Source organism: Robinsoniella peoriensis (assembly GCF_000797495.1).
Lineage (GTDB): Bacteria > Bacillota > Clostridia > Lachnospirales > Lachnospiraceae > Robinsoniella > Robinsoniella peoriensis.
Window position 1 is genome coordinate 344,985 of the sequence record NZ_JTGN01000007.1, and the last position, 17,074, is coordinate 362,058.

A 17,074-nucleotide genomic window follows, 5' to 3' on the forward strand; every position below is an offset into this window, starting at 1 on the left:
CTATATAAAAAATATAAGATACAGTTCTTCTTTGCAGTAGCGGGGAAATGGACGAAGAGGAGAAATGGTTATGTCAATATTAGAGTCTATCCTGCTGGGACTGGTACAGGGGATTACGGAATTTCTGCCAGTCAGCAGTTCGGGACATCTAGCTATTCTACAAAACGTATTCCACATCAAAACAGATGGAGGAATGTTGTTTGATATTTTGCTTCACGTAGGTACGTTAGTCGCAGTTTTCATCGTATATCGAAAAGATATCCTGAGAATGATTGTGGAAGCAATCTGCATGTGCATGGATTCTTTTCAAAATGGGAAAACCTTTCTGCACAATCGGAAACACGATGATGCACTTCGCTACAAGAAAGTAGTACATAACAATTATCGTAAATTTGTTTTGCTTGTAATCGTATCTACGATTCCTACCGGAATTATTGGCTATGCCGCCAAAAGTCTGGTTGCCGCAGCAAGTATGACACTGGTAATTCCGGGTGTTTGTCTGTTGCTGACCGGAGTTCTTTTGCTGGTATCTGATATTTCAGAAGACGGTCATAAAATTCCAAAAACAGTTTCCTACTCCAATGGTTTTATTATCGGTATCTGCCAGGGAATAGCTACTCTACCTGGTCTGTCCCGTTCCGGAACCACAATTGCGGCATGTCTTTTAAGCGGGTTTGACCGGAAATTTGCTGTAAAATATTCATTTATTATGTCAATCCCTGCTATTTTAGGGGCAGCAGTTCTGGAACTAAAAGATATTGGAAAAGAAACAATTACTTTTTCCCAGTTTGGTATTTACCTGATTGGAGCTATTGTTGCCGGTGTAGTAGGTTATGTATGTATGAAAACTATGCTTGTAGTAGTACGTAAGAAGAAATTTAAAGGATTTGCATTCTATTGCTTTGCAGTAGGTATATTTGCAATTGTTGCGCATTTTGTATTTTAAGTAAGGAGAGACAGATTCATGACTGCGAATTCGCAAAGAACCAGTAACGGAACGAAGAAAGGAAGCACCGCCAGAAAAACCAGTACGGCGAAGAAGACAAACGGAAGAAAACCACAGACCAAAAACAAAAGACAGACTTCCAGGAAACAGTCTTATAACAAACCAGGTGCCATACTTCGGGATGAAATTATATTGTGGGCGATATTGGCAGTTTCCGTAATTATCTTAATCAGTAATTTCAATCTCGGGGGTTCTCTTGGCCAGAAAATCAGTTCCCTTTTTTTTGGTGTGTTTGGTTTTATGGCATATATCGTTCCATTTATTTTATTTTTTACAACAGCATTCATCATTTCTAACAAACAAAATTCAGCCGCATGGAGAAAAACGGCAGCTGTATACGCATTTTTAATTGCTCTGTGTTCTATTTTTGAATTAATCGTAAACAGTTACGATCCGGAGAAAAAAATTCTCGAATTTTACCAATTCAGTTCTAAGTATAAGACCGGTGGCGGTCTTGCCGGCGGATTGCTCTGCAAGGCATTTTGCCCAACTATCGGCATCGTAGGCGCCTATGTGCTTATCATCATTCTGATGCTGATCTGTATTGTTTTAATCACTGAGCGTTCTTTATTTGCGGGTATGAAAAACAAAACCAGCAGAGTTTATGAAAACGCAAGAAAAGATGCTTCCAGAAGAAAAGAAATCTCCGCTGCAAAAAGACAACAGCGGGATATGCAAAGAGATCAGCAGAAACAGCAGGAGTTAAAAGAAGTACTGGATCAAATCCGTGCTGAGACTGCGGGCGTAGTGGTAAAACCACGGGAAGAAGCAGCCGCCGGGAAGCGAAGTACTAAAGCCAGTAAACGGCTGGGTAAGAAGATATCAGGAGTGAGTATGGATACGGCACTGCAGAACGGCGACAATACCTTTGATGAAATACATGAGGTAATACCGTCTGTTCCCCCGTCTCCGGCCATGGCACAGATTGACTTTACAATACAGCGTAATGACAGTGAGACAGCAGCGCCTGCTAATGACAGCAGCGATGGTATTACGATCATGGATTCCGAACCGGGCAACCCGGAGACAGAAATCGAAAAAGAATCTTCTGATATTGATTTTGTGATTACAAACAATAATTCGGACGATATAACAGATACGGAACCGGTAATAGACGAGTCTATTTTTGATGTGAAAGACGAACCTGCTCCTACCCCGGAACCTGTTTTTGAAACGTCACCGGTAATGGATCCTATAGAAGAGGAAAAAATGCCGGATATCACGGTTCCGAAACTTAAATTTCCAGATGCAGCTCCTCCGGCCAAAGTGAACAGGAGCTCCAAATCTTCTCCTGCAGAAGTACAGGCGGGAATCCAAACGGTAGAGCAGGAAATGGAAATAACCGCACAGGTTGTAAAACCCCAATATGTATTCCCATCCATCGATTTGCTGAAAAAACCAAAACGAGGAAAGAATGGAGATACAGACAAAGAATTGCGTGAAACAGCAATTAAACTACAGACTACTCTTCACAGCTTTGGTGTTGACGTAACAGTAACCAACGTTAGCTGCGGGCCTTCTGTAACAAGATATGAACTAACCCCCCAGCAGGGTGTAAAAGTCAGCCGTATCGTAAATCTTGCAGATGATATTAAATTAAATCTGGCTGCAGCTGATATTCGAATTGAAGCACCGATACCTGGCAAATCTGCTGTTGGTATTGAAGTTCCAAACCATGAAAACAGTGCTGTTATGTTAAGAGAACTTCTGGAATCAGATGATTTTAAGAATCATCCCTCCAATCTGGCATTTGCTGCCGGTAAAGACATTGCCGGAAAAGTAGTTGTAACGGATATTGCAAAGATGCCCCATCTTTTGATCGCAGGGGCTACCGGGTCCGGTAAATCCGTCTGTATCAATACCATTATCATGAGTATTTTATACAAAGCGAAGCCAGAAGATGTGAAACTCATTATGATCGATCCTAAAGTCGTGGAGTTAAGTGTTTATAATGGAATTCCTCATCTTATGATTCCTGTTGTAACCGACCCTAAAAAAGCAGCGGGAGCCCTGAACTGGGGCGTAGCTGAAATGACCGAACGATATAAAAAGTTTGCGGATCTAAACGTGAGGGATCTGAAGGGATATAATGCAAAAATTGAATCCGTTGCAGATATAGAGGATGAAAATAAGCCGGAAAAACTACCTCAGGTCGTTATCATTGTAGACGAGCTTGCAGATCTTATGATGGTGGCACCGGGAGAAGTAGAAGATTCCATCTGCCGTCTGGCACAGCTGGCGCGTGCTGCCGGAATTCATCTGATCATAGCGACCCAGCGTCCTTCGGTCAATGTAATCACCGGTCTGATTAAAGCGAATATGCCGTCCAGAATAGCATTTTCCGTTTCATCCGGTGTGGATTCCAGAACGATTATCGATATGAACGGGGCTGAAAAGCTGCTGGGTAAAGGTGACATGCTCTTTTATCCACAGGGATATCAAAAACCTGCACGAGTTCAGGGTGCTTTTGTTTCTGATTCCGAAGTTGGTGATGTGGTAGAATTCCTCGCTCAGACGAATATGAGCGGTGATTATAACAAAGAGGTAGAAGAGCAGATCAGTAAAGTCCAGCAGGCTGTTAACGACAGTTCTTCCGGCGGCAGCGAAGTAGATGCTTATTTTACAGATGCAGGAAAATTCATCATTGAAAAAGATAAGGCTTCTATCGGGATGCTGCAGCGCGTATTCAAAATCGGTTTCAACAGGGCAGCCCGTATTATGGATCAGCTTGCTGAAGCAGGGGTTGTTGGCGAAGAAGAAGGCACGAAGCCCAGAAAAGTTATCATGTCAATGGAAGAATTTGAAAATTACATTGACGAGTACATTTAATATTGAATTTTTGATAGGTTTGCTTTATAGTAGTAATGAGGTAAAAAATAGAGCCTATAAGACTCTGTTAAAAATAGGAGGATGATTATGTACAAAATACGTAAAGCAGAAAAACTTGCGGACAAGATTTTTCTCATGGTAGTTGATGCACCAAGAATTGCCAAACATTGTCTGCCAGGACAATTTGTCATCGCAAAAGAGGATGAAAAAGGGGAGAGAATTCCACTTACCATCTGTGATTATGATGCAGAAGAAGGAACAATTACCATCGTATTCCAGATCGTAGGTGCTTCCACAGAAAAATTCTCAAAAATGCAGACGGGAGATTATTTCAGAGATTTTGTAGGACCTTTAGGACAGCCTTCTGAACTTTGCACAGAAGACCTGGAAGAAGTAAAAAAGAAAAAAATCTTATTTGTAGCGGGTGGTGTTGGTACAGCTCCGGTATATCCCCAGGTAAAATGGCTGCATGAACAGGGAATTGCAGCAGACGTTATTATGGGTTCAAAAACGAAAGATTTATTAATTCTGGAAAAAGAAATGGAAGCAGTTGCAGGCAATCTTTATGTCACAACTGATGATGGTTCATACGGCAGAAGCGGTATGGTTACAAAAGTCATTGAAGACCTCGTTCAGAACGAAGGAAAAGAATATGATGTTGTAATCGCAATCGGTCCGATGATTATGATGAAATTTACATGTCTGACCACAAAGAAGCTGGGTCTTCCTACTGTTGTCAGCATGAATCCGATAATGGTAGATGGTACCGGAATGTGCGGCGCCTGTCGTTTAACTGTAGGCGACGAAGTAAAATTTGCATGTGTAGACGGACCTGAATTCGACGGACACTTAATTAATTTCGATGAGGCCATGAAAAGACAGCTGATGTATAAAACAGATGAAGGCCGTGCAATCTTGAAATTGCAAGAAGGAGATACACATCATGGCGGATGTGGAAATTGCGGAGGTGACAAATAATGGGTGACGTATTAAAAAAGGTTCCGGTAAGAGAACAGGCTCCGAAAGTCAGAGCCGCCAATTTTGAAGAAGTATGTCTTGGATACAATCAGGACGAAGCCATGGAAGAAGCAGTACGCTGCATCAACTGTAAAAATGCAAAATGTATTACCGGCTGTCCTGTTTCCATCAATATCCCGGGATTTATCAGTGCAGTGAAAGAAGGAAATATAAAAGAAGCTTATAACGTTATTTCCGAATCCAGTTCCCTCCCGGCTATCTGCGGACGTGTATGCCCTCAGGAGAGCCAGTGTGAAGGAAAATGTATCCGCGGAATCAAAGGTGAACCTGTTTCCATCGGTAAACTGGAACGTTTCGTAGCTGACTGGGCAAGAGATAATGATGTTAAACCACCTGCACCGGCATCCTCCAATGGACATAAGGTAGCTGTGATCGGTTCCGGTCCTGCAGGACTTACCTGTGCCGGTGATCTTGCAAAAATGGGATATGATGTTACTATATTTGAAGCCCTTCATGAGCCGGGCGGAGTATTAGTATATGGTATTCCGGAATTCCGTCTTCCGAAATCAGATGTTGTTGCTAAAGAAGTAGAAAACGTAAAATCTCTTGGCGTAAAGCTGGAAACAAACGTTATTATAGGTAAATCCACAACCATTGATGAGTTGATGAATGACGAAGGATTTGAAGCGGTATTTATCGGATCCGGCGCAGGTCTTCCAATGTTTATGGGCATTCCTGGCGAAAATGCAAACGGAGTATTCTCCGCAAATGAATATCTGACCAGAAATAACCTGATGAAAGCATTCCGGGAAGATTATGACACACCAATCGCACGTGGGAAAAAAGTAGCAGTAGTCGGCGGAGGAAACGTTGCAATGGATGCAGCAAGAACAGCTCTGCGTCTGGGTGCAGAAGTACATATTGTTTACCGCAGAAGTGAAGCTGAACTTCCAGCCAGAGTAGAAGAAGTACATCATGCAAAAGAAGAAGGCATCATCTTTGATTTATTAACCAATCCGATTGAGATTCTGGTGGATGAAAACGATGCTGTGAAAGGCATGAAATGTATCCGCATGGAACTTGGGGAGCCGGATGCATCCGGCAGAAGACGTCCGGTGGAGATTCCGGGATCTGAGTTTGAATTAGAACTGGATACGGTAATCATGTCACTTGGAACTTCTCCAAACCCATTGATTTCTTCCACAACCATCGGTCTGGATATTAATAAACGTAAATGTATTATCGCTGATGAAGAAACCGGTAAGACCAGCAAAGACGGTGTTTACGCAGGCGGAGATGCCGTTACAGGCGCAGCTACCGTTATCCTTGCTATGGGTGCCGGAAAAGCCGCAGCAAAGGGAATTGATGAATTTTTAAAAAACAGATAGTTGGTAAAATCAATTATCATTATGTATAGAATGAGGGCGGAAGTGGTACCTTCCCCCTCATTTCTAATATAAAAGTTTTAGAAAATATAAAATCACAAAAAAGCATAAGGAGCAATCGCTATGGTAAAACACATTGTACTTTGGAATTTTATAGAAACTATGTCAGCAGATGAAAAAAAAGAAGCGGGGCTGAAAATGAAATCTGTCCTGGAACCTCTGAAAGACGTAATACCAGGCGTCATTTCATTAAAAGTAGTTCTGAATGAACTTGACAGCAGCAACCGTGACATCGCCCTGATTGCAGAATATGAGAGCGTAGAAGCACTGAATAATTATACCGTTCATCCTGCACATGTAGAAGCCGGTAAATTTGTCAGAAGCGTAACCTGCAACCGTGCCTGCCTGGACTTTTAATTCTCAATGAAAATAACATTAATTACCGTAGGCAAAATAAAAGAAAAATATTTTACAGAAGCAATTAAGGAATATGCCAAACGCCTCAGCCGGTACTGTAAGCTTGAGATTCTGGAACTGGCTGATGAAAAGACACCGGATGGGGCAAGTGAAGCAGAAGAGATGCAGATTAAAGCAAAAGAAGGCGAACGTATCCTAAAAGCCATCAAAGAGGGTACTTATGTATTTGCTCTGGCAATTCAGGGAAAGAAAATGTCTTCCGAAGACTTCGCAGACACAATCAACCGTCTTGGCATCGGCGGTGACAGCCATCTGATGTTTATCATCGGCGGTTCTCTGGGACTGGATGAGCGGGTATTAAAAAGAGCTGACCGCCTGATCAGTTTTTCTGACATGACCTTTCCCCACCAACTCATGCGGGTAATTTTATTGGAGCAGATTTATCGTTCCTATCGAATTATACAAAATGAACCCTATCACAAATAAATCATTTATAAAATGAAATCTTAGATTATGCTATAGCAGAGGATTACATGATAAGAACAACAACGAAGTAATTATGAAAATTTTTTACTCAAAGAAGATCAGAAAGCAAAAGTTATTTTCAGAAATGAAAAGACTTTTGCTTTTTTATTATGCAATTTCCATTTCTATTGACAATATCAGATCCACCCATTATAATAACAATAGTTATATAACTATTGTTATTTATAAGGAGTGTTATGCCTAAACAAAAAATAACCAAACAAAAAATTCTGGATTCCGCTTTTGAATTACTGCGTTATAGCGGTCATGAAGCGGTGAATGCACGCAGTGTAGCGAAAGCGACAGGCTGTTCCGTCCAGCCAATTTACAGTTATTATGAGAATATGTCTGAGCTTATGCTTGATTTATTTGACCATACCCAGCAGTTTTTAAGCCAGTATATTGAAAAAAATGCATCACAGGAATGCTACTTTGCGTCCATTGGCAAATGCCATATCGGATTTGCCAAAGATGAGAAGTTTCTATTTCGTTTTCTGTATCTGTCTGAATATATGAATGCTGCTAATTTTGAAGATATTATCCGACAGTGTACCAGAGATGATGTTACGGAATCCATTATGAATTCCCTTGATTTGAATAGGGAAGAATCAAAAAAAATTTACCTGAACATGATGCTCTATACTCACGGCATTGCTTCCATGATCGCTACAGGAGCCGCGGATATTCCCTATGAGGATGTACAGAGTTTAACGGATGCGGCATTTAGAGCATTTTTAGACCAGTCCAGAAAGGAGACTTAAACATATGAAACTCATAATTCATGATCTGCAGAAAGAAGAATTTCATAAACTTATGCCGGATATAAAAAAAGATACCCTGATTATTGGGGATGACCAGAGTATCCATCCATGCATTGGCTGCTTTGGCTGCTGGTTAAAAACACCTGGCACCTGTATGATACGCAGCGATGCCTACGGTGACATGGGTTATCTGATTTCACAATGTGAAAAAATAACCCTCATCAGTAAGTGTTGTTATGGAGGCTTTAGCTGTTTTGTCAAAAATGTATTAGATCGGAGTCTGCCTTACCTCCATCCTGATTTTGTAATTAAAAATGGTGAAATGCATCACAGACAGCGCTATCAAAAAGAGTTAGAGCTGAACGTGCATTTTTACGGAGAAGATATCACTGATCAGGAAAAGGAAATTGCTAAAGAACTGTTAAAAGCAAATTCCATTAATTTGTACTGTAGCTTAAACTCTGTTACTTTTTCAAAAAGTCCTTATCAAATAAAAGGAGGCTCTGAGATATGAAAATTGCACTGATAAATTGTAGCCCCAAGACCAAAGACAGCAACTCAGAATTCCTGTACCAAAAGCTTCTGACTCTTTTTGCGGGGAAGGCAGAGTTGCTAGAAATGCATCTGCGGAAAAAAGAACTTGATGAAGATTCCATCACCCATATTTGTGAATGTGATACTCTGTTATTCATTTTTCCACTCTATATAGATGCACTCCCTTCCCATATGACCGGATGCCTGGTTCAGCTGGAAAGTGTATTGAAACGATACATACCAAAGAAAAAACGAATGGTATATGCAATCGCTAACTGTGGTTTTTATGAAGGGAACCAGAACAAAATTGCTTTGGATATTTTAAAATGCTGGTGTCTAAAGGCAGGTGCCGACTGGGGATATGGCATTGGAGTGGGCGGCGGCGGCATGCTTCCTATGCTGGGCAAATCTTCAGCAGATAATGGACCTATGAAGAATATCATTCATTCACTTGATCATTTTACCGATATGATTTTATACGGAAAAACAAGAAATAATATTTATATATCTCCTGGATTTCCCCGATTTGCTTATAAATTTGCAGCAGAAATGGGCTGGAGACAGGGGATTAAACGAAATGGTTTGAAGAAAAAGGAAATTCACAGACATGCGGTAAACCAGATAGAACAATGTAAATTTAAACAGTCTGATTCATAAAAAAACAGAAGTTTATCAGTATACGATAGACTTCTGCTTTTTTTGATTGGCTTCCTTGACACGGTAATGTATAATAGCTGTAGAATGTAAAACAATTCAATTTTTGATACAGGAGGCAAACAATATGAGAGATGAATTACAGAAACGCTGTCAGCTTTTTATAGAAAACAGAGATATTGTAAAATACGCATTCGGTTGGGAAAGTGCCTATATTTATCCACTGTGTGCAAGCTTATATACAATAAAAGGAATACATGCAGATGCCGGAGTTATGAAGGACTGCCGGGATCTCCTGAGGGAGAAGACTGGTTTTCTCTCTAATTTCAGAGGCATATCGAAAATGGCAACGGTTACCATGCTTTCCCTTTCTCCCAACGCGGAGTATAAAATGAACCAATTACTGGATATTTACGGGAGGCTAAAGGAAGTGTTCTGGGGATCTGAATACCTGACCGTAGCTGCATCTGTTATATCGGATATGGCAGAGCCCCGGCAATACGAACAGATTACCCAGAGAACCAGAATGATTTATAATCGAATGAAAGAAGCACATCCTTTTCTTACATCGGGAGAAGACAGCTCATTTGCTGCCCTGCTAGCCCTTTCCGAACTAGATGATATCTATATAGAGCAGGAAATGGAACGGTGCTACTCACTTCTGAAGCCATACTTCTATTCCGGTAATGCCGTACAGTCCTTAAGCCATATCCTTGCACTGGGTGAAGGATCTCCAGAGCAGAAGTGCACAAAGGCAATAGAACTATTTGAATATCTGAAATCCCACGGCCATAAATACGGCACAAGCTACGAATTGGCTTCCCTTGGAGTTTTGGCACTGTTAGATACGGATGTGAAAACCCTGGCGCAGGATATCATGGAAGTGGATGATTATCTTCATTCCCAAAAAGGGTTCGGTGCATTTGGTATTGGCGCAAGGCAGCGTTTGATGTATGCAGGCATTCTGACCATGTGTGACTACATGCCGGAGTTACAGCCTATGAAGACGGCAGCACTTAATGGAGTGGTATCACTTGTGATCGCACAGCAGGCGGCACTTTGTGCTTCCGCAGCCGCTGCCAGTGCAGCCGCAGCATCTGCTTCCAGTTCATCGTGCTGATAGGGACACCCGGGATGAAATGTCCGCAAAACAACTGGGCATGACCCATGACGGGAGATTTTCCCTGCAGCAGTATGTACGGCTTGTAGAAGTTAAATTCCCCTCTGACGGGAAATCAAATGACTAACGCATAGGGGAGCGTGCCGATGACGGATTGCATTTTCATACACCCCCTATGTAAATATACAATATAAATCAGGAGATCAGATACATGAAAGATAACAGTAACTTAGAAAAAATGGAAGCGCTGATCGCTTCCTATCCCATCTGCCAATACGGCTTTCTGGACACCAGAGAACTGGTTTTTTCAGATCACGTCAGGCAGATATGCCAACAGGAATGTGAGTGCTACGGTACAACCTGGTCCTGTCCGCCGGCAGTAGGCAGTGTGGACAAATGCAGCAGAAAATGCCTGAACTATCGAAAAGCACTTTTATTTACCACTTTGGCTGAGGTCAGCGATACCGCTTTACTGGAAGAGACCCTGGCTACCCGTAAAGATCATGAGGAGGTCACCAGAGGGTTGCTTCTGGATATCAAAAACAGCATGTATGAAGATTGCATGGCTCTTTCCAGTGAATCCTGCCATATCTGTGAACAATGCACTTATCCGGATGCTCCCTGCCGCCACCCGGATAAAATGTTTCCCTGTATTGAAAGTTATGGCATCCTGGTAACCGAATCCGCCGAAAAATGTCAGATCGATTTCTTTTATGACAGCACTACCGTGACCTGGTTTGGAATGATTTTTTTTGACAGGTATAAGTAAATAATTCTCTCATATATTGTGTAATAAAAGGCAAAAATAGTATATGAGTTCGAAGAAAAAGCCGTTGTATTATAAGATGACCCAGGCAATGGAAATACCAGACGACCTGACTCTTGGTGCAGTACTGGTATCACTTACAGGACAAGAGGAAGCCTTTATCGAAAATTATAGAGGTATTATCGAATATACGGACAGCAGGCTTATGTTAGCCACTAAAACCTGTAAATTGGAAATTCTGGGAAAACATCTGGTAATTATGTATTATACCAGCGATGAACTGAAAGTGAGAGGACATATCGAACAGATAAACTATTTATAAACCAGGAGGGGCTCTGTTTGATAAAAAGGCTGTTGCAGTTCATAAAGGGCTATGTTAGAGTCCGGGTACAGGGAAATTCCTATGAACGGTTTTTAAACCTCTGTGCCAACCACTATATTTACTTATGGAATTTACTACCTACCGATACCTGTTACGAAGTGAATATGACAATTAAGGATTTTCGCCAGATCCGGCCTCTGGTCCGTAAGACAGGGACAAAAATTGCAATTAAAAAACGTTATGGGCTTCCCTTTTTTCTGCACCGCCACAAAAAAAGGAAGTTATTTCTGGCAGGCTTTCTGGTCTGCCTGGCAATGTTGTTTTTGCTTTCCTGTTTTATCTGGGATATCCGTATTGAAGGAAATTACTCAGAAACAAGGGAAGTGATATTGGAATACCTGAACGAAAACGGTGCCGGACACGGTGCTAAAAAATCCAGCATTGACTGTAAAGAACTTGCCGCTGCACTGCGGCGCCAGTTTTCAGACTTTATCTGGGTATCGGTGAAAATTAAAGGTACCCGCCTTTTTATTGATGTACAGGAAAATACCGATCTGGAACTGGCAGAAGAAAAAGAATACGATGACAGTGATATTATTTCCAATGTAAACGGAACCATCGTAAAAATGATTACGAGAGCCGGTACTCCCCAGGTGAAAGTGGGGGATGAGATCAAAGAAGGCGATTTATTAGTACTTGGGAAACTGGATATTTTAAATGACAGCGGAGAGGTAAGTAACGTGCGATATGTCCCCTCTGATGCAGATATCTACGTGAAAACCACTTATCCCTATGTAAACGAATTTCCACTTGCCTACAAAAAGAAGCAATATACCGGACTGGAAAAGGAAGGCTTTTATCTGAAAGTATTTCAGGATATCATTGGAATAAATCGTCCTTCTTCGAATTTTGAGCAGTCCGATACCGTAACGCAGGAATACCAGGCAATGCTGACAGAAGACTTTTATCTGCCTTTAAGCTTCGGCAAATCAGTAGTAAAAGAATACCAGATTGTGGACAAAAAATACAGTAAAGATGAGGCAAAAAAGAAAGCTACAGAAACTCTTAATAAATTTCTTGAAAAAATTCAGGAAAAAGGGGTTCAAATATTTGAAAATAATGTTAAAATAGACGTAGGTGAGAAAACCTGTAAAGCAGAAGGAGAATTAATTTTGATTGGGAAAGCAGGCAAAAGAGTCCCTACTGAAGTCATTACTTCTCCGCAGGAAGGAACTATGAGTGAATGAGCATCGTTGAAATCATAACCTCTGTTCCCATGGAACATGAGAAGAATGTGTTCGGGCAGTTTGACCAGCACATTAAGAAAATTGAAAAAACACTGAACGTAACGATAATCTCCAGGGAGGGCGCCTTAAAAATTCTTGGAAGCGAAGCCGCCGCCCTGAAGGCGAAGAACATTATTTTACAGCTGGTGGAATTATCAAAAAAAGGCAATATAATCAGCGAACAGAATGTAGATTATACGATTGCCTTATCTTTTGAAGATAAAGAATCTGCAATTGTTGAAATCGACAGGGACTGTATCTGCAATACCATCAGCGGTAAACAAATCAAGCCAAAGACACTGGGTCAGAAAAAATATGTGGATGCCATCCGTGAAAAGATGATTGTATTTGGAATCGGGCCTGCCGGTACGGGTAAAACTTATCTTGCGATGGCAATGGCAATTAATGCATTTAAAAATGATGAAGTAAGCCGCATTATTCTGACCCGGCCTGCCATTGAAGCGGGAGAGAAGCTGGGCTTTCTGCCCGGTGACCTGCAGAGTAAGGTTGATCCGTATCTGCGTCCGCTGTACGATGCCCTGTATCAGATTATGGGGCCGGACAGTTTTCAGAAGAATATGGAAAAAGGATTGATCGAAGTTGCACCACTGGCATATATGAGGGGACGAACCCTGGATAATGCCTATATCATTCTGGACGAGGCACAGAATACTACGCCTGCACAGATGAAAATGTTCCTGACCAGAATCGGTTTTGGATCAAAAGTTATTGTTACCGGGGACTTAACACAGAAAGATCTTCCCGCTGCTGCAAAATCAGGTCTGGATGTTGCCGTTCAGGTTCTGAAGAAAGTAGAAGATATTGCATTTTGTATGTTAACCAGCAAGGATGTTGTAAGGCATCCGTTGGTACAGAAAATTGTACAGGCATATGATGATTTCGAAAAGAGATCTAAGTCCCGGGAGTCCACAGGTAAAGTCCGGCGTACGAGAACTTAAGTGGAAAATATAGTAAAAACAGAAAGGACATCACAATATGACAATACAGTATGAAGAAGAATGCCGGATACCCTTTTCTTTTGATTACCGGGCAATGGCTGAAAAAGTAATCCGGGAAGCTCTGGACTACGAGAAGTGTCCCTACGAAGCCGAAATAAACCTTACTTTAACTTCGAATGAAGAGATCAGAGTCATGAATTATGAATACCGCGAAATCGACAGGGCAACCGATGTGTTGTCTTTTCCTATGCTGCAATATGACGAACCTGCCGATTTTGAGTATTTGGAAGATGTATGGGCGGAATGCTTTAATCCGGAATCCGGGGAATTATTATTAGGCGATATTGTAATTTCCGTAGAAAAGGTTTTGGAACAGGCAGAAGCTTATGGGCATTCTGCAGAAAGGGAATTTGCTTTTTTGATAGCGCACAGTATGCTTCATTTAATGGGCTATGACCATATGGAGCCGGAGGAAGCGAAAGTTATGGAAACCAAGCAGGAAGAAATTTTAAATGCGCTGAAAATAAACAGATAAGAAGGACGAAAACTATGAAAAAATTAACAGTACTTGCATTATTGACTTTGACAGCAGTTACTTTTACCGCCTGCCAGAAAAAAGGAGAGACCGAACCTGCAACACAGACAGCACAGAATGATACCACAGCTGATCTGGAAACAGATTCAGAACTGGAGACCGGTTCATTTACCGTCAATAACACGGATGACCAGAATCCCACACGTGAGACACCAAACGCCCAGGGGCAGGTGCACAGCTATCTGACAGGAGCATTAACCGATGTCAATCTTGCATATAAGCGTCCGATTGCGATTATGCTGAATAATATCATAGACGCCTGCCCACAGGCAGGTATTGCCCGTGCAGGCATTGTATACGAAGCACCGGTGGAAGGCGGCCTGACACGTCTTATGGGCATCTTCGAGGATTATACGGATATGGAGAAAATCGGTTCCGTAAGAAGCTGCCGTGACTATTATGTACGGTATGCCTTAGAATTTGATGCAATCTATACACACTTTGGACAGGCTGTTTATGCTTTTGATCTGTTAAATTCTGACCGGGTTAATAACATCAGCGGACTGGAATACCAGGAGAAAGCCGGCAAACTAAAAGGCTACGCAGGAGAAGATATTTTCTACCGCTCCTCAGACAGGCCTTCCCCACACAATGTATATATCAGTGCCGAGGGAATCGAAAAAGCAATTGAAAAGAAAGGCTACAGCACAGAATTAGCGGATGATTATACCGGACATTATAAATTTGCCAAGGACGGCGAAGAAGTTACCTATACAGATGGTTCCGCCCAGCATATAGAGCCGGCTTACCAGATCAACAAACCCTGGTTTGATTACAACACAGAGGACAAGCTTTACTACCGTTCCCAGTACAAGAAAGAGCAGATTGATCAGCTTACCGATGAGCAGCTGGCATATAAAAATGTAATTTTCCAGTATTCCCAGATAGAGAATTATGACGACAACGGTTATTTGAACATAGACACAAAATCAGGTGGAAATGCAATTGTATTTTCAGACGGTACTTACCAGAAAGGAACCTGGAAGAAAGATGATGAATGGGGTCCTGCAAAATACTATGACGCCTCCGGGAAAGAGATCGTATTAAATCAGGGCAAAACCTGGGTCTGCATTGTACCTAAAAATTATGAAAGTAATGTAGTAATTCAGTAGTTAAATGCTGCCGTCCGCGGCAGGATATTTGGTCTGCGCTTCGCTCCGGTCGTTGCCAGACGAACGTCCACTGGACGTTCAGCAACCCTCGGCAGTTGCCAAATGGTTCGCAATCGGCGCCCGTTTGGCTCGCTGCTCGCGGGAATAAAACATGAGATGAACGAGGTATGACGTGGGAAAGAAGAAGAAGAGTAATTCGTTTTTAGTGCAGGGTACGATTCTTGCGGTAGCTTCTATTCTTGCCAAGATTATAGGCATGATTTACCGCATTCCGCTGACAAATATTCTGGGTGATGAAGGAAACAGCTATTATTCAACAGCAAATGAAATTTACACCATTCTGTTGATGGTATCCTCCTTCAGTCTCCCTTTGGCAGTATCCAAGCTGGTATCTGAACGGTTACATTTAGGACAGAAAAAAAATGCATATAAAGTTTTTAAGTGTTCCCTGAAATTTGCGGTAATCGCAGGAGGAATCGTCTCTGTTTTAACCTTCCTGCTGGCAGGTGTGATTTCAAAAGACATTATGAAGACAGAAATGGCTTCCTATGGACTGCGTGTGTTAGCTCCGGCAGTATTTATATTTGCGATCGCAGGAGTATTCCGTGGTTTCTATCAGGGGCATGGTTCTATGGTGCCTACGGCAGTGTCCCAGGTCATTGAACAGATTGTAAATGCTGTGGTATCCGTTGCCGCAGCAGGCATATTATTTAATTATGGAGCGAGTCTCGTCAAGGAAAAAGGCAACAGTTCCCTCGCCCCGGCATTTGGTGCTGCCGGCGGTACACTGGGTACGGTTGTCAGTGTTGCTGTGGCACTTATTTTCCTGGTAGCCATATTCAGCTCCTATCAGCGAAATTTTAAAAAACAGATGCGGCAGGATCCAACCAAAAGGCTGGAACCAGATGCACTGATCTACAAAGCAATCCTCTGGACAATCATTCCGGTTGTTTTAAGTACGGTAATTTACAACATTATTACTGTATTGGACCAGGGTATTTTTAATGCTGTTTTATCCGGTCAGGGATTCTCGGAAAAGCAGTATACCACCATCTGGGGCGTCTATGTGGGAAAATTCCGGGTATTAATGAATGTACCCCTGGCACTTGCTTCCTGCCTGGCACCGTCTGTGGTTCCCAGTCTGACTAAGGCGATGGTCGATCATGATTTTAAAGATGCCTCTTTAAAGGTGCGCAACACCATACGGTATACCATGGTACTTACCATTCCTTGCGCTGTTGGAATGGCAGCACTGGCTACTCCCATCATGAAACTCCTGTTTAATGACGGACGTGCCCTTACTTCCGGAATCATGCAGACCGGTGCATTAATGATCGTTCTGTTTGCGCTGTCAACGCTGACGACGGGAATACTTCAGGGCCTTAACCAGTTGAGGGCTCCATTAATTCACGCAGCAATTGCCCTGGTACTACATATATTTGTATTAATGTTTTTATTAACAAAAGCATCTCTGAATATTTACAGTGTTGTCTACGCAAATATATTCTTTGCCTTTGTAATCTGTATACTAAATGCCCTTTCCATCCGGAAACATCTGCATTACCGTCAGGAGCTGAAAAAAACTTTTTTAATTCCGCTTCTGTCATCAGCAGTTATGGGTCTTGTCGTATTTGGGGTACAATGGCTTTTAAATAAACTTATGGGCAATACAGTTTCCACGGTTATTGCAATTTTAATCGGTGTAATCGTTTACAGTGTCTGCCTGATTAAGCTTAAAGGCATCAAAGAGCGGGAAATACTGGATCTTCCAAAAGGCCGGCTGATGGTAATAATATTAAAAAAATTCCGCATTTTATAGAAAGGC

17 protein-coding genes are annotated in these 17,074 nt (G+C 41.9%); all 17 read left to right on the forward strand.

All coding sequences use genetic code 11. The features are described 5' to 3' along the window. The first annotated feature begins 70 nt into the window (after nt 1-70). The 17 genes from QR40_RS16425 to QR40_RS16505 all read left to right on the forward strand — a co-directional run bounded on the left by QR40_RS16425 (nt 71) and on the right by QR40_RS16505 (nt 17,068). Nucleotides 71-946 (forward strand): undecaprenyl-diphosphate phosphatase, encoded by an 876-nt coding sequence (locus tag QR40_RS16425; protein WP_027294119.1) that lies wholly within the window; start codon nt 71-73, stop codon nt 944-946. 18 nt (nt 947-964) lie between these two features. Continuing rightward, the gene (locus tag QR40_RS16430) at nt 965-3,835 is read left to right on the forward strand and encodes an FtsK/SpoIIIE family DNA translocase (RefSeq protein WP_044296003.1); all 2,871 of its coding nucleotides are present in this window, start codon (nt 965-967) and stop codon (nt 3,833-3,835) included. 87 nt (nt 3,836-3,922) lie between these two features. Then, a complete protein-coding gene (locus QR40_RS16435) occupies nt 3,923-4,813 on the forward strand; it encodes a sulfide/dihydroorotate dehydrogenase-like FAD/NAD-binding protein (protein WP_027294117.1) in 891 nt (296 codons plus the stop codon). Next, nucleotides 4,813-6,201: an NADPH-dependent glutamate synthase gene (gene gltA, locus QR40_RS16440; protein ID WP_027294116.1), complete on the forward strand. Its 1,389-nt coding sequence runs from the start codon at nt 4,813-4,815 to the stop codon at nt 6,199-6,201. The genes QR40_RS16435 and gltA overlap by 1 nt, the downstream gene beginning before the upstream one ends. Nucleotides 6,202-6,321: 120 nt before the next feature. Continuing rightward, nucleotides 6,322-6,615: a Dabb family protein gene (locus QR40_RS16445; protein ID WP_027294115.1), complete on the forward strand. Its 294-nt coding sequence runs from the start codon at nt 6,322-6,324 to the stop codon at nt 6,613-6,615. Between the two features lie 6 nt (nt 6,616-6,621). Then, the gene (rlmH, locus tag QR40_RS16450; protein ID WP_044296004.1) at nt 6,622-7,101 is read left to right on the forward strand and encodes a 23S rRNA (pseudouridine(1915)-N(3))-methyltransferase RlmH; all 480 of its coding nucleotides are present in this window, start codon (nt 6,622-6,624) and stop codon (nt 7,099-7,101) included. A 236-nt stretch (nt 7,102-7,337) separates the two neighbouring features. Then, on the forward strand, nt 7,338-7,901 hold the full coding sequence (locus QR40_RS16455; protein ID WP_027294113.1) for a TetR/AcrR family transcriptional regulator: 564 nt from the start codon (nt 7,338-7,340) through the stop codon (nt 7,899-7,901). A gap of 4 nt (nt 7,902-7,905) precedes the next feature. Beyond that, nucleotides 7,906-8,415: a flavodoxin family protein gene (locus QR40_RS16460; RefSeq protein WP_044296006.1), complete on the forward strand. Its 510-nt coding sequence runs from the start codon at nt 7,906-7,908 to the stop codon at nt 8,413-8,415. Beyond that, nucleotides 8,412-9,092 (forward strand): hypothetical protein, encoded by a 681-nt coding sequence (locus tag QR40_RS16465; protein ID WP_044296008.1) that lies wholly within the window; start codon nt 8,412-8,414, stop codon nt 9,090-9,092. Before QR40_RS16460 ends, QR40_RS16465 begins: the two co-directional genes overlap by 4 nt. Before the next feature lie 124 nt (nt 9,093-9,216). Beyond that, nucleotides 9,217-10,209: a DUF4003 family protein gene (locus QR40_RS16470; protein ID WP_027294111.1), complete on the forward strand. Its 993-nt coding sequence runs from the start codon at nt 9,217-9,219 to the stop codon at nt 10,207-10,209. Between the two features lie 211 nt (nt 10,210-10,420). Beyond that, complete coding sequence (locus QR40_RS16475; protein ID WP_044296010.1) at nt 10,421-10,978, forward strand: DUF2284 domain-containing protein; 558 nt, start codon at nt 10,421-10,423, stop codon at nt 10,976-10,978. Between the two features lie 43 nt (nt 10,979-11,021). Further along, a complete protein-coding gene (locus QR40_RS16480) occupies nt 11,022-11,297 on the forward strand; it encodes a YabP/YqfC family sporulation protein (RefSeq protein ID WP_027294109.1) in 276 nt (91 codons plus the stop codon). A gap of 17 nt (nt 11,298-11,314) precedes the next feature. Continuing rightward, nucleotides 11,315-12,544, forward strand: a complete 1,230-nt coding sequence (yqfD, locus tag QR40_RS16485; protein ID WP_044296013.1) for a sporulation protein YqfD — start codon at nt 11,315-11,317, stop codon at nt 12,542-12,544. Next, entirely contained in the window at nt 12,541-13,542 is a 1,002-nt protein-coding gene (locus tag QR40_RS16490; protein ID WP_027294107.1) for a PhoH family protein, read from the forward strand. Before yqfD ends, QR40_RS16490 begins: the two co-directional genes overlap by 4 nt. Nucleotides 13,543-13,579: 37 nt before the next feature. After that, on the forward strand, nt 13,580-14,077 hold the full coding sequence (gene ybeY, locus QR40_RS16495; protein WP_027294106.1) for an rRNA maturation RNase YbeY: 498 nt from the start codon (nt 13,580-13,582) through the stop codon (nt 14,075-14,077). Nucleotides 14,078-14,091: 14 nt separating this feature from the next. Continuing rightward, complete coding sequence (locus tag QR40_RS16500) at nt 14,092-15,249, forward strand: DUF3048 domain-containing protein (RefSeq protein ID WP_044289371.1); 1,158 nt, start codon at nt 14,092-14,094, stop codon at nt 15,247-15,249. A 172-nt stretch (nt 15,250-15,421) separates the two neighbouring features. Further along, nucleotides 15,422-17,068, forward strand: coding sequence for a putative polysaccharide biosynthesis protein (locus QR40_RS16505; protein WP_027294105.1), 1,647 nt, complete (start codon nt 15,422-15,424; stop codon nt 17,066-17,068). The last annotated feature ends 6 nt before the right edge of the window (nt 17,069-17,074 follow it).

What these genes read in the sequence shown, in the direction of transcription:
- QR40_RS16425 (WP_027294119.1), top strand. Translation starts at nt 71, where the DNA reads ATGTCAATATTAGAGTCTATCCTGCTGGGACTGGTACAGGGGATTACG.
- QR40_RS16430 (WP_044296003.1), top strand. Translation starts at nt 965, where the DNA reads ATGACTGCGAATTCGCAAAGAACCAGTAACGGAACGAAGAAAGGAAGC.
- QR40_RS16435 (WP_027294117.1), top strand. Translation starts at nt 3,923, where the DNA reads ATGTACAAAATACGTAAAGCAGAAAAACTTGCGGACAAGATTTTTCTC.
- gltA (WP_027294116.1), top strand. Translation starts at nt 4,813, where the DNA reads ATGGGTGACGTATTAAAAAAGGTTCCGGTAAGAGAACAGGCTCCGAAA.
- QR40_RS16445 (WP_027294115.1), top strand. Translation starts at nt 6,322, where the DNA reads ATGGTAAAACACATTGTACTTTGGAATTTTATAGAAACTATGTCAGCA.
- rlmH (WP_044296004.1), top strand. Translation starts at nt 6,622, where the DNA reads ATGAAAATAACATTAATTACCGTAGGCAAAATAAAAGAAAAATATTTT.
- QR40_RS16455 (WP_027294113.1), top strand. Translation starts at nt 7,338, where the DNA reads ATGCCTAAACAAAAAATAACCAAACAAAAAATTCTGGATTCCGCTTTT.
- QR40_RS16460 (WP_044296006.1), top strand. Translation starts at nt 7,906, where the DNA reads ATGAAACTCATAATTCATGATCTGCAGAAAGAAGAATTTCATAAACTT.
- QR40_RS16465 (WP_044296008.1), top strand. Translation starts at nt 8,412, where the DNA reads ATGAAAATTGCACTGATAAATTGTAGCCCCAAGACCAAAGACAGCAAC.
- QR40_RS16470 (WP_027294111.1), top strand. Translation starts at nt 9,217, where the DNA reads ATGAGAGATGAATTACAGAAACGCTGTCAGCTTTTTATAGAAAACAGA.
- QR40_RS16475 (WP_044296010.1), top strand. Translation starts at nt 10,421, where the DNA reads ATGAAAGATAACAGTAACTTAGAAAAAATGGAAGCGCTGATCGCTTCC.
- QR40_RS16480 (WP_027294109.1), top strand. Translation starts at nt 11,022, where the DNA reads ATGAGTTCGAAGAAAAAGCCGTTGTATTATAAGATGACCCAGGCAATG.
- QR40_RS16490 (WP_027294107.1), top strand. Translation starts at nt 12,541, where the DNA reads ATGAGCATCGTTGAAATCATAACCTCTGTTCCCATGGAACATGAGAAG.
- ybeY (WP_027294106.1), top strand. Translation starts at nt 13,580, where the DNA reads ATGACAATACAGTATGAAGAAGAATGCCGGATACCCTTTTCTTTTGAT.
- QR40_RS16500 (WP_044289371.1), top strand. Translation starts at nt 14,092, where the DNA reads ATGAAAAAATTAACAGTACTTGCATTATTGACTTTGACAGCAGTTACT.